Origin of the sequence: Variovorax sp. Varisp85 (genome assembly GCF_047304045.1) — a bacterium.
Lineage (GTDB): Bacteria > Pseudomonadota > Gammaproteobacteria > Burkholderiales > Burkholderiaceae_C > Variovorax.
Genome location: NZ_JBGLYN010000009.1, coordinates 26455 through 38264 on the forward strand (window position 1 = coordinate 26455; position 11810 = coordinate 38264).

Here is an 11810-nt window from a genome sequence, read left to right on the forward strand (position 1 = left end):
TCAGAGCTCCTTGCGGATGTCGACCATCCGGGTCAGGCCCCAGATGATCATCAGCACCACCGCCAGCAGGATCATGGCGTTGGCCGCAGCCAGCGGAAACTGCAGGTACGAGGTCTGCACCTGGATGATCTTGCCGATCGACGCGATCTGCTGGCCGCCCATCACGCCGATGGTGACGAAGTCACCCATGACGATCGTGATGACGAAGATCGATCCGATCAGGATGCCGGTGCGCGACAGCGGCACCACCACGTTCCACAGCGTCTGCCAGCCCGAGGCGCCCGCGTCGCTGGCCGCTTCGAGCAGCGAGCGGTCGATGCGCATCATGCTGTTGAAGATCGGCACGATCATGAACATCGTGTACAGGTGCACGAAGGCCAGCACCACCGAGAAGTCGGAGAACAGCAGCCACTCGACCGGCTGGTTCACGAGGCCCATGCCCATCAGCGCCTGGTTGACCAGTCCGTTGCGTCCCAGCAGCGGCACCCACGAGATCATGCGGATCACGTTGGAGGTCCAGAAGGGCACGGTGCACAGCACGAACAGCACCGTCTGCATGGTCGACGAGCGCACGTGGAATGCCAGGAAGTAGGCCACCGAAAAGCCGACGAGCAGCGTGATGCCCCACACCAGCACGCAGAACTTGAAGGTGCTCAGGTAGGTGTTGAGCGTGACGCAGAGGTCGCCGTTGTCGGTGAGGCTCGCGCAACCCTCGAACAGGCTCAGGTAGTTGCGCAGCGTGACGGCCGGGATCAGCTCGTACTCGTTGAAGTTCCACAGGCTGACCATGGCGACCAGCGCCAGCGGGATCAGGAAGAACAGCAGGAACACCAGCGCGAACGGCGCCGCCTGCCACCATGCTTTCACAGCATGGATGGGCGTGGTGGCGACGGACGCGCTGGTCGAAGGAGCGCTCACAAGCTCAGGTCGAAGGTCAGGCCGCAACGAACTCGTTCCACTTGCGGACCATGTATTCGTTCTCGTCCATCACCGCGTTCCAGCACGCGATGCCGCCCATGCGCTGCTCGTAGCTGCCGCCGTCGCGCACCGCACCGGCCTTGGCGATCACGTCGCCCTGCGGGCTCTTGATGTCCTGGGTGGCGGGCTTGCCTTCCATCCAGTAGGCCCACTCGTAGGCTTCCATCTTGGTCTTGGCGGTGTCGAGCACGGCGCTGTAGTAGCCCTGGCGGTTGAGGTAGGCGCCTGCCCAGCCATCGAGGAACCAGTTGATGAATTCATAGGCACCGTCGAGCTTCTTGCCCGAAAGCGTGGCCGGCAGGCCGAAGCCCGATGCCCAGGCGCGATAGCCTTCCTTGAGCGGCTGGAAGGTGCAGTCGATGCCCTTGCTGCGCACGGCCGTCACGGCGGGCGACCACATCGACTGGATCACCACCTCGCCGGAGGCCATCAGGTTCACCGACTCGTTGAAGTCCTTCCACAGCGCGCGGAACTGGCCGGCCTTCTTGGCTTCGATCAGGGTCTTGATCGTCAGGTCGATCTCGGCCTTGGTCATGTTGCCCTTGTCGGCGTACTTGTGGATGCCCTTGGCCTCCACCACCATCGCGGCGTCCATGATGCCGATCGACGGAATGTTCAGGATCGCGGCCTTGCCCTTGAACTCGGGGTTCAGCAACTCGGCCCACGAGCCGATGGGGCGCTTGATCAGGTCCGGGCGGATGCCCAGCGTGTCGGCGTTGTAGGTGGTCGGGATCAGCGACATGAACTGCGTGGCCGACTTGGCGAAGGCCTTGCTCTTCTCGCCTTCGAGGTAGATCACCTTGACCGGCGCCGTGCCCTGGCTGCCGACCTTCTTGCCCGCCACTTCGCCCTTGGTGAAGAGCGAGGTGATCTTGTCGGCGTTCTTCACGCGCTTGGTGTCGATGCCCTTGAGGTTGCCGGTCGGCACGATCTTCTTGAGCGAGAAGAACTCGGTGTCGATCAGGTCGAAGCTGTTCGGCGCGGTGACTGCGCGCTTGGTCACGTCGTCGGTGGTCACGGCCACGTACTGGATCTCGATGCCGGTGTCGGCCTTGAACTTCTCGGCGATGGCCTTGTCCTGGTTCACGGCGGTGCCGAGGTAGCGCAGCACGACCTTCTCCTGCGCATGCACGAAGGGCGCGACGCCCGCAGCCAGGATGCCGGCCGTGCCTTGCAGAAGGGTGCGGCGCTTGACGCCGGTGGACGAGTCGATGGGGTCGGTCATGGCTAGGTCTCCAGAAAAAAAGTGGAAGGGGACGAACGCGGGAAAACGAGAAAGCGGGCTACTGGAGCGCTCACAGGGTCAGGGCGAGTGCGGCCGTGTCGTCGCGCAGGGCGTTTGCGTTGACGGGCGCCGGCACGCGCTCGCCCGGCGGCCTGGCGCCGGGGCCGAGCACGCGAGCGTCGGCCTCGGCCCACGAAAGGCGCACCGCCTCGCCTTGCGCATAGGGGCGCGAAAGAAAGGCGGCCTCGCCCAGAAGCACCGAAACGTTCTGGCGCCCCGGCGCGACGGCGTCGAGCGCCAGGCCGAGCAGCACGTAGGTGCCCTGGTACTCGACGTCGGTGACGGTGGCGGGCAAGCCGGCCGCCGTGGCGGCATCCGTTGCCGCGGCGATCCGCATGTGGTCGTTGCGCACCGCGATCGGGCCGGCCGGCGTATCGAACACGTTGTGGCCGCCCATGAAGCGTGCCACGAATTCGCTCGCCGGATGGTTGTAGACCGCGTGCGGCGAGCCGACCTGCTCGATCACGCCGTGGTTCATGACCACCATGGTGTCGGCCAGCGCCATCGCCTCCTCCTGCGAGTGCGTGACGTGCACGAAGGTCAGGCCCAGTTCCTTCTGCCAGCGCCGCAGCTCGGCGCGCATCTGGATGCGCAGGAAGGGGTCGAGCGCCGAGAGCGGCTCGTCGAGCAGCAGCACGCGCGGTTCGGTGATGAGCGCCCGCGCCAGCGCCACGCGCTGCTGCTGGCCGCCCGAAAGTTCACCGGGCTTGCGCGCGGCCAGGTGGCCCATGGCGACGCGCGCGAGCAGGTCGTTGGCGCGCCGATGGCGCTCGGCCTTGCCGACGCCTTTCATCTTGAGGCTGAAGGCCACATTGTCGGTGGCCGAGAGATGCGGGAAGAGGGCGAAGCTCTGGAACATCATCGCGGTGCCGCGCGCGGCGGCGGGCAGGTTCGTGATGTTGCGGTTGTCCAGCAGGATGTCGCCGCTGGTGACGGACTCGTGGCCCGCGATCATGCGCAACGTGGTGCTCTTGCCGCAGCCCGACGGGCCGAGCAGGCAGCAGTAGCTGCCGCTGGCAATGCGCAGGTCTATCCGGTCGACGGCGGCCGGTGTGCCGGGGGCATAGCGCTTGGTGAGCGCGACGATCTCGACTGCGGCGGGTTCGGGCGTGGCGACGGCATTCATTGCCGATGGCTCAGCACGATCCATGCCACGTTGTGGTGCGCGGCGCCCGTGCCGCTCGTGCTGTCCTCGCCCTGGTCAGGTGCCGATCAGGTACCGAACTTGTCCGCGTCCACCGGTACCTCAGCGGCTGCCAGCCCGCGCAGCACGTCGCCTACCACGATCACCGCCGGGCTGGCCAGGCCGGCCTTGGCGATACCGTTCTGCAGGTTGCCCAGCGTGGTCGCGATGTGCCGCTGGTGCGGCAGGCTCGCATGCTGGATGACCGCCACCGGCGTGTCGCCCGGCAGGCCTTGCAGCAGCTCGCGTTCGATGTGCGCGGCACCCGACACGCCCATGTAGATCACCAGCGTCAGGCGTGCGTTGTAGGCCGTCGCGGCCAGCGCGCGCCAGTCGGTCGGGTCTTCGCCCGCGCCCGCGCCGGTCTTGGCGTGGCCGGTGACGAACACCACGCCCTGCGCATGGTCGCGGTGCGTGAGCGGCACCCCCAGCGAGGTCACGGCCGCGAGGCCCGCGGTGATGCCGTTGACCACGGCGCATTCGATGCCGGCTTCGCGCAGGTGCTCCACCTCTTCGCCGCCGCGGCCGAAGATGAACGGGTCGCCGCCCTTGAGCCGGACCACGGTCTCGCCTTCGCGCACCGCGGTGATCATCAGTCGCTCGATGAATGCCTGCGGCGTGCTCTTGCAGCCGCCGCGCTTGCCCACGTGCACGATGCGCGCGCCGGGGCGGGCGTAGGCCTGCACGATCTGGTCGCTCACGAGGTCGTCGACCAGCAGCACCGTCGCGGCCTGGATCGCCTTCACGGCCTTGACGGTCAGCAGTTCCGGGTCGCCCGGGCCGGCGCCGACCAGGGTGCAGTGGCCGGTGATGAGAGTGGATGCGTTGTTCATGCGTGGGATGCCAGTTGCGTGATGTGCCTGACTTGCGTTGCGATGGCCTCGGGCACGGGAAGCTCGCCGGCCAGCACGCGGCGCGTGTAGTCGGCGGTGGTCGCGACGTCGATTTCCTTCGGCAGGCCCGGCACTTCGGCGGCGGTGCCGGCCTGCTGCGCCTGCAGCTCGGTGCGCACGCCGCGCACGAAGCCGTCGATCTGCGCGGTGCGGCGCGGGTCGGACACCACTTCGCCTTCGAGGCCGCGCGAGAGCAGGGCGGTCATGCCCGTGAGCTCGAAGGTCTCGCCCATGGTGCGCGCGTATTCGGGGTGCGTGTAGCTCGCGATCACCACGCAGGGGCCGGCGGTGGGCTGCATCAGCTTGACCACGCTGTGGCCGGGGTTGCGCAGGCCGACCACGCGGCGCACGTCGAGCAGGCGCTTGAGCGCGGGGTTCAGCAGCTCGGTGGGCGCAAAGGCCGCTTCGCCGTTGGCGATGGGGCGGATTTCGGCCATCGGCGGCAGCCCGAGTGCCGTGAGCACGTTCGATGCGAGCACGCGCGAGGTTTCGCTTGCGCTGCCATGCACTAGCACCGGCAGGCCTTCGCGGGCCAGCAGCAGCGCCAGCAGCGGCGTGAGCACCGGCAGCTTGCGCGCGCCGTTGTAGCTCGGCAGCACGACCAGCGGGCGGTCACCGGCCGGGATGCGGTTCAGCCGCGCATGGGTCGCATCGAGGAAGCCGGCCATCTCCTCGGGCGTTTCGCCCTTGATGCGCATGGCCAGGCAGAAGCCGCCGATCTCGAGGTCGGTGACGGTGCCGTCCAGCACCTGGCCGAACAGGTCGGTGGCCTGTTCGCGCGTGAGCGGCTTGGCGCCTCGCGCGCCGCGGCCGATTTCCTTGATGTATTGGCTGATTCCCATGGGTGGATGGATTGTCCTGCAAGGCTTATGCCGGAATGCGAGATGGCTTATGCCTTGGATTGGCTCCCTCCCCCAGCGGGGGAGGGAGCAAGACGGGGAATCATGGGGTGACCGCTTCGGCCTCGGCCGGCGTCGCCCGCACCATCCGCTTGAGTTCCGGAATGCACGATCCGCAGTTCGTGCCGCACTTCAGGGCCCCCTGCAGCTTGGCCAGCCGCTCGTCGGCCGTGCCGCTGCAGCGCCCCAGCTCGGTCTGGATCGCCACGTCCGCGACGTTGAAGCATGTGCACACCGTCTTGCCGCGCGACTGCACCGCCACCGGTGCCTTCGAGCCCGGCGACAGCAGCAGGCGGCCATAGCTCTGTGCCGGCAGCTCTTCCCGCAGCAGCGTGGCGATCCAGGCTTCCGCGCTGGTGTCGCCGCCCAGCAGGAAGGCCTCGAGGCCGGCGCTGCCGTCGGCGCGGCGCACCAGTCGCGCGGAGCGTCGCTGGCCGCGGCGGCGGTCGGCGTAGCGCAGGGTGTCGGCGGTCTGCAGGCCGAGCAGGGCTTCGATCTTCTCGACCAGCGCCTCGTCGGGCGCGTCGTGCGCGGCGGCGCGGAACAGGATGCCGCTGCGCTCCTGGCCTTGGGTGTTGCCCGCGAACGGCACGCAGGTCGCAAAAGGAAACAGCGCCATCAGCGGCTGCAGCGCGCGGTGCGCGGCCAGTGCCGCGTCGGCGGGCAGCCAGGCCATGGCCAGCAGCGACCACGGCAGTTCGGCCTTGAGGATCTTCACCGGCGTGTGCTTCAGCTCGGGCTGCTTCGAGGTCGGGCAATAGGCCGGCGTGGTGAGCGCGTTGATGCCCGCCAGCCGCACGCCGGTCGACGAGCAACCGCTCAGGTATTCCTCGCCCCAGTGCATGGCGACGAAGGCCTGGCTCAGGCCGATCTCGGCGCTGGCGCGCGCGGGCAGCATGATCGAGCCCCGCTTCGAGGTCAGGTGCACGAGGTCGCCTTCGCCGATCTGGCGGCGCGCCATGTCCTGCGCGTTCATCTGCACGACTGGCTCCGACACGTGCCCGAACAGCCGGCCGGCCGTGCCGGTGCGGCTCATGCCGTGCCACTGGTCGCGCAGGCGGCCGGTGTTCAGCGAGAAGGGGTAGCGCGCTTCGCGGGCCTCGGCCACCGGCTTGTAGACGGTGTCGACAAAACGGGCGCGGCCGTCGGGCGTGGGGAACACGCCGTCTTCGTAGAGGCGAACGCGGCCGGTGCTTTCGCCCTCCTTCAGCGGCCATTGCTGCGGGCCGGCGGTTTCCAGCATCGCGTAGCTCAGGCCGGTGATGTCGAGGTCGCGCCCACGCGTCGATTCGCGGTGTTCGTTCCAGACCGATTCGGCCGTCTCGTACGGGAACAGCGTGGACGGGCGGCCGAGCTGCCGTTCGAGCCGGTGCGCGAAGGCCACCGCGATCGACCAGTCGTTGCGCGCCTCGCCAGGTGCGGCAACGGCCGGGCGCACGCGCGAGATGCGGCGCTCGCTGTTGGTCACGGTGCCTTCCTTCTCGCCCCAGGTGGTGGCGGGCAGCAGCAGGTCGGCGAAGGCGCAGGTGGCGGTGGTGGCGAAGGCTTCCTGCACCACCACGAACTCGGCGCGCTCCAGCGCGCGGCGCACCGTCGCCTGGTCGGGCATCGATTGCGCGGGGTTGGTGCAGGCGATCCACAGCGCGCGGATCTCGCCGTCGGCCGCGGCCTGGAACATCTCGACCGCCGTCTTGCCCGGCTTCTCGGGCACCGAGGGCACGCCCCACAGCGCGGCCACTTCGGCGCGGTGATCGGGGTTCGCCAGGTCGCGGTGCGCGCTCAGCAGGTTGGCCAGGCCGCCGACCTCGCGTCCGCCCATCGCATTGGGCTGGCCGGTCAGCGAGAACGGGCCCGCGCCGGGCCGGCCGATCTGCGCGGTCGCCAGGTGCAGGTTGATGAGCGCGGCATTCTTCGCCGTGCCGCTCGACGACTGGTTCAGGCCCTGGCAGTACAGGCTCAGCGTGGCAGGCGATGTGGCAAACAGCCGTGCGGCCGCGAGCAGGTCGTCCTTCGAGATGCCGCAGACCTGCGCCACCTTGTCGGGCGTGCATTCGCGCACGATGGCCTTCAGCGCGTCGAAACCGCTGGTGTGGGCGGCGATGTACTTCGCATCGATCCAGCCTTCCCACAGCATCAGGTGCAGCATGCCGTTGAACAGCATCACATCGGTGCCGGGCTGGATCGGCAGGAACAGGTCGGCGATCTCGACCGTGTCGGTACGGCGCGGGTCGGCCACGATGATCTTGAGCGCGGGGTTCGCGGCCTTCGCGTCCTCGATGCGGCGGAAAAGAATGGGGTGTGCCCACGCCGTGTTGCTGCCCACGATGAACAGGCAGTCGGCATGCTTCAGGTCGTCGTAGCAGGCCGGCGGCGCATCGGCGCCCAGCGTCTGCTTGTAGCCGGCGACCGCGCTGCTCATGCACAGGCGCGAATTGGTGTCGACGTTGTTGGTGCCGACCAGGCCCTTGGCGAGCTTGTTGAAGACGTAGTAGTCCTCGGTGAGCAGCTGGCCCGACACATAGAAGCCGACCGCGTCGGGGCCATGGTCGCGGATCACCTGCGCGAACTTGCCTGCGGCGTTGTCGAGCGCGGTGTCCCACGCAACCGCCACGGGCGCTTCCGCGCGCACCAGGCGCTGCATGGGCTGCAGCAGCCGCGTCTGCCGCGTGACCGTTGCGCTGGCCGTGAGGTGCAGCGTCGAGCCCTTGGTGCACAGGCGGCCGAAATTCGCCGGATGATCGGGGTCGCCGCGCACGCCGGTGATCTCGTCGCCACTCGATTCGATGATGACGCCACAGCCTACGCCGCAGTAGGGGCAGGTGGAGCGGGTTTCCCGCATTGCACCCGCTCCCTCCGGGAGCGAGCGGGGGTGAGGGTTGACGGCGCTCACGAAGGTCACGCTGCTGCCCTCACCCTAGCCCTCTCCCAGAGGGAGAGGGGACAACACCTTGGGACCGGCAATGGGGCGTGGCAGGTCGATGGCGTGCGTGGCCAGTTCGCCCGCGTCGAGATGCACCACGCCGTCTTCCACCTTCACGGCGAACTTCGGCGTGCAGCCTTCGTCGGGCGACTTGGCGCAGCCGTCGTCCAGCCCGATCGCCCAGTTGTGCAGCGGGCAGGCCACGCTGGTGCCGAACACGATGCCCTGGCTGAGCGGGCCGCCCTTGTGCGGGCAGCGGTCGAGCAGCGCGAACACCTGGTCCTCGGCATTGCGGAACACGGCGACGTCCAGGCCGGCAGGCCGCGCCACGCGGCGGGCGCCGAGCACGGGGATGTCGTCGATGCGGCAGATGACTTTCCAATCGCTCATGGTGGCTCTCTTTTCGTCTACGTCTTGATTTCTGAGTACAGGCCGGTGACGCGGTCCATGATCGCCAGCAGGTTCTCGCTGGCGACGAACACGTCGGACATCAGGGCGGGCGACGCGCCGGCGCCTTCGAGGCGCTGCAGGCCCCGGTTGAAGAACATCCACTGCGCATCGGCCAGCACCAGCTCCTGCCTGATCTGCGCGGTGGCCTCGGGCGCGTTGCGCAGCACTTCGAGCGCGGCCAGGAATTCGGCGCGCGACTTGCCGATCTCGGCCGTGCTGCCCGCCGGGTCGATCTGCATTGCCGAGGCCAGGTAGAACTTGGCCATGCGCTGCGACAGCATGCGCTGGCGGCCCGCGATGTTCACGAGCTTGCCCACCGGCCTGCCCGAGGCGGCTTCGTACTGCGCGGTGCCCTGGTTGGCCAGCGCGAGCACGGCGGCGTCGAGCTTCACGACTCGGGTGGCTTCCTCCTTGCCGGGCGTCATGCTCGTGAGTGCGCGCTTGAACTCGCTCCAGGCGTTGTCGAGCGACTCGTAGGTGCCGCGAATGGTCGGGCTGGGCGCGAAGGCTTTCAGCTCGCCGAGCTGGCGCTCGAACAGCGCGATCGACTTGTCGAGCACCAGCTGCGCGTTGCGCGATTCGACGTTCTGCACCAGTGCCAGATATGCCTTGCTCGCGCGCTGCGACAGCATGCGCTGGCGGCCCGCCTTGTTGATCGCATCGTTCAGGTCGGTGACCTGGGCATTTGCGCCCAGCCCGGCGCCCATGCCGGCGGCGGCCGCGGATGCGAGGAAAGCCCTGCGCTTCATGCGGTCAGCGGGGTGAACTGCCGCACGTCGACCGAGGCCTGCGCCGACTCGAACCACGGATCCGGCTCGCCGTCGAGCGCGAACTGCAGGCGCTCCCACAGCGTCTTGCGGGCCTCCGCGTCTTCGAGGATCCGCTTCTTCACGTAGTCCAGGCCCACACGGCCGATGTAGTGCACCGTGCGTTCCAGGTACCAGCCCTCTTCGCGGTACAGCTGCAGGAACGCGCCCGCGTACTCCATCACCTCTTCGCTGGTCTTCACCTTGACGAGGAATTCGGCCACCTCGGTCTTGATGCCGCCGTTGCCGCCGACGTAGATTTCCCAGCCCGAATCGACGCCGATCACACCCACGTCCTTGATGCCGGCCTCCGCGCAGTTGCGCGGGCAGCCCGACACGGCCAGCTTGACCTTGTGCGGCGAGTACATGGCCCACAGCGCGCGTTCCAGGTCCTTGCCCATCTGCGTGGAGTCTTGCGTGCCGAAGCGGCACCACTCGCTGCCCACGCAGGTCTTCACCGTGCGCAGCGACTTGGCGTAGGCAAAGCCGCTGGGCATGCCGATGTCCTTCCAGACGTTCTCCAGGTCTTCCTTCTTCACGCCCAGCAGGTCGATGCGCTGGCCGCCCGTGACCTTGACGGTCGGGATCTTGTACTTGTCGGCCGCGTCGGCGATGCGGCGCAGCTCGTCGGGTGTGGTGTGGCCGCCCCACATGCGCGGAATGACGGAGTAGGTGCCGTCCTTCTGGATGTTGGCGTGGCTGCGCTCGTTGATGAAGCGGCTCTGCGGATCGTCCTTCGCTTCTTTCGGCCAGGTGCTGATCAGGTAGTAGTTGACGGCCGGGCGGCAGGTGGCGCAGCCGTTGGGCGTGCGCCAGCCGAGGTTGCGGTACACCTCGTCGTGCGTGAGGTAGTGCTGCTTGCGGATCGCGTCGCGCACGTCCTGGTGGCTCACGTCGGTGCAGCCGCACACGGCCTTCTTCTTCGGCGTGGCCGAGTAGTCGCCGCCGGCCGTGAACATCAGGATCTGCTCGACCAGCCCGGTGCACGAGCCGCAGCTCGCGCTGGCCTTGGTGTGCTTCTTCACTTCGTCGAGCGTGAACAGGCCCTTGTCCTTGATGGCCTTGCAGATCGTGCCCTTGCTCACGCCGTTGCAGCCGCACACCTCGGCGTCGTCGGGCATGCTCGCGGCCTTGCTGTGGCCCTCGTGGCCGGTGTCGCCGATGTTGGATTCGCCGAACATCAGCTTGTCGCGAATGTCGTGCACGCTGCGGCCATCGCGCAGCAGCTTGAAGTACCAGCTGCCGTCCACCGTGTCGCCGTACAGGCAGGCGCCGACCAGCTTGTCGTCCTTGAGCACCAGCTTCTTGTAGACGCCGCCGAAGGGGTCGCTCATGACGATCTCTTCGGTACCTTCGCCGCCCATGAACTCGCCGGCGCTGAACAGGTCGATGCCAGTCACCTTGAGCTTGGTGGAGGTGAGCGACCCGAGGTAGCGGCCGATGCCGAACTGGGCGAGATGGTTGGCCGCCACCTTGGCCTGCTCGAACAGCGGCGCGACCAGGCCGTAGGCGATGCCGCGGTGCGCCGCGCATTCGCCCACCGAATAGATGCGCGCGTCGGTCACGGTCTGCATCGTGTCGGTGACGACGATGCCGCGGTTGCAGTGCAGGCGCATCTTCTCGGCCAGCTCCACGTTGGGGCGGATGCCGACCGCCATCACCACCAGGTCGGCCGCGACCTCTGTGCCGTCCTTGAAGCGGATGGCTTTGACGCGGCCCTCTTCATTGCCGACCATGTCCTGCGTCTGCGCACCCATCAGGAACTTGAGTCCTCGGTCTTCCAGCGACTTCTGCAGCAGCTTGCCCGCCACGTCGTCGAGCTGGCGTTCCATCAGCCAGGGCATCACGTGCACCACCGTCACGTTCATGCCGCGCAGCATCAGGCCGTTGGCGGCTTCCAGGCCCAGCAGGCCGCCGCCGATGACCACCGCGTTCTTGTGCGTGCGCGCGGTCTCGATCATGTAGTCGGTGTCGGCGATGTCGCGGTAGGCGATCACGCCCTTCAGGTCCTTGCCTGGCACCGGCAGCATGAAGGGGTTGGAGCCGGTGCACATCAGCAGGCGGTCGTAGGCGGCTTCGGTGCCATCTTCCGCGCGCACGATGCGCTTCACGCGGTCGACCTCGACCACCTTCTTGCCGGCATGCAGCGTGATGTGGTTGTCGCTGTACCACTCCCAGCTGTTGAGCACGATTTCGTCGACCGTCTGCTCGCCGGCCAGCACGGGCGACAGCAGGATGCGGTTGTAATTGGGATGCGGCTCCGCGCCGAAGACGGTGATGTCGTACAGGTCGGGCGCGATCTTCAGCAGCTCTTCGAGCGTGCGCACGCCGGCCATGCCGTTGCCGACCATCACGAGTTTCATTTTCTTCATGGGGCCCTACCTTTCGTCGAATCA

The 11810-nt window shown here is 67.8% G+C and carries 9 protein-coding genes; all 9 read right to left on the minus strand.

Annotated features, from left to right (window positions below; all coding sequences use genetic code 11):
* Nucleotides 1-918: an ABC transporter permease gene (locus tag ACCC97_RS05720; RefSeq protein WP_413331833.1), complete on the minus strand. Its 918-nt coding sequence runs from the start codon at nt 916-918 to the stop codon at nt 1-3.
* Between the two features lie 16 nt (nt 919-934).
* Nucleotides 935-2203, minus strand: coding sequence for an ABC transporter substrate-binding protein (locus tag ACCC97_RS05725; protein WP_413312574.1), 1269 nt, complete (start codon nt 2201-2203; stop codon nt 935-937).
* A 70-nt stretch (nt 2204-2273) separates the two neighbouring features.
* Nucleotides 2274-3389: an ABC transporter ATP-binding protein gene (locus tag ACCC97_RS05730; protein ID WP_413331834.1), complete on the minus strand. Its 1116-nt coding sequence runs from the start codon at nt 3387-3389 to the stop codon at nt 2274-2276.
* Nucleotides 3390-3475: 86 nt separating this feature from the next.
* A complete protein-coding gene (gene cobA, locus ACCC97_RS05735; protein WP_007833673.1) occupies nt 3476-4279 on the minus strand; it encodes a uroporphyrinogen-III C-methyltransferase in 804 nt (267 codons plus the stop codon).
* Entirely contained in the window at nt 4276-5181 is a 906-nt protein-coding gene (gene ybiB / locus ACCC97_RS05740) for a DNA-binding protein YbiB (RefSeq protein ID WP_413331835.1), read from the minus strand. Before ybiB ends, cobA begins: the two co-directional genes overlap by 4 nt.
* Before the next feature lie 100 nt (nt 5182-5281).
* Nucleotides 5282-8077, minus strand: a complete 2796-nt coding sequence (locus ACCC97_RS05745) for a molybdopterin-dependent oxidoreductase (protein ID WP_413331836.1) — start codon at nt 8075-8077, stop codon at nt 5282-5284.
* Nucleotides 8078-8152: 75 nt separating this feature from the next.
* Complete coding sequence (gene nirD / locus ACCC97_RS05750; protein WP_413331837.1) at nt 8153-8548, minus strand: nitrite reductase small subunit NirD; 396 nt, start codon at nt 8546-8548, stop codon at nt 8153-8155.
* A 17-nt stretch (nt 8549-8565) separates the two neighbouring features.
* Nucleotides 8566-9357, minus strand: a complete 792-nt coding sequence (locus tag ACCC97_RS05755; RefSeq protein ID WP_413331838.1) for a type IV pili methyl-accepting chemotaxis transducer N-terminal domain-containing protein — start codon at nt 9355-9357, stop codon at nt 8566-8568.
* Nucleotides 9354-11786, minus strand: a complete 2433-nt coding sequence (gene nirB, locus ACCC97_RS05760; protein WP_007833664.1) for a nitrite reductase large subunit NirB — start codon at nt 11784-11786, stop codon at nt 9354-9356. The genes ACCC97_RS05755 and nirB overlap by 4 nt, the downstream gene beginning before the upstream one ends.
* Nucleotides 11787-11810: the final 24 nt, after the last annotated feature.

Bases quoted from the DNA above. Each gene is read 5' to 3' on its own strand.
- cobA (WP_007833673.1), bottom strand. From the start codon at position 4,279: ATGAACAACGCATCCACTCTCATCACCGGCCACTGCACCCTGGTCGGC.
- ACCC97_RS05745 (WP_413331836.1), bottom strand. From the start codon at position 8,077: ATGCGGGAAACCCGCTCCACCTGCCCCTACTGCGGCGTAGGCTGTGGC.
- ybiB (WP_413331835.1), bottom strand. From the start codon at position 5,181: ATGGGAATCAGCCAATACATCAAGGAAATCGGCCGCGGCGCGCGAGGC.
- ACCC97_RS05755 (WP_413331838.1), bottom strand. From the start codon at position 9,357: ATGAAGCGCAGGGCTTTCCTCGCATCCGCGGCCGCCGCCGGCATGGGC.
- nirB (WP_007833664.1), bottom strand. From the start codon at position 11,786: ATGAAGAAAATGAAACTCGTGATGGTCGGCAACGGCATGGCCGGCGTG.
- nirD (WP_413331837.1), bottom strand. From the start codon at position 8,548: ATGAGCGATTGGAAAGTCATCTGCCGCATCGACGACATCCCCGTGCTC.
- ACCC97_RS05725 (WP_413312574.1), bottom strand. From the start codon at position 2,203: ATGACCGACCCCATCGACTCGTCCACCGGCGTCAAGCGCCGCACCCTT.
- ACCC97_RS05730 (WP_413331834.1), bottom strand. From the start codon at position 3,389: ATGAATGCCGTCGCCACGCCCGAACCCGCCGCAGTCGAGATCGTCGCG.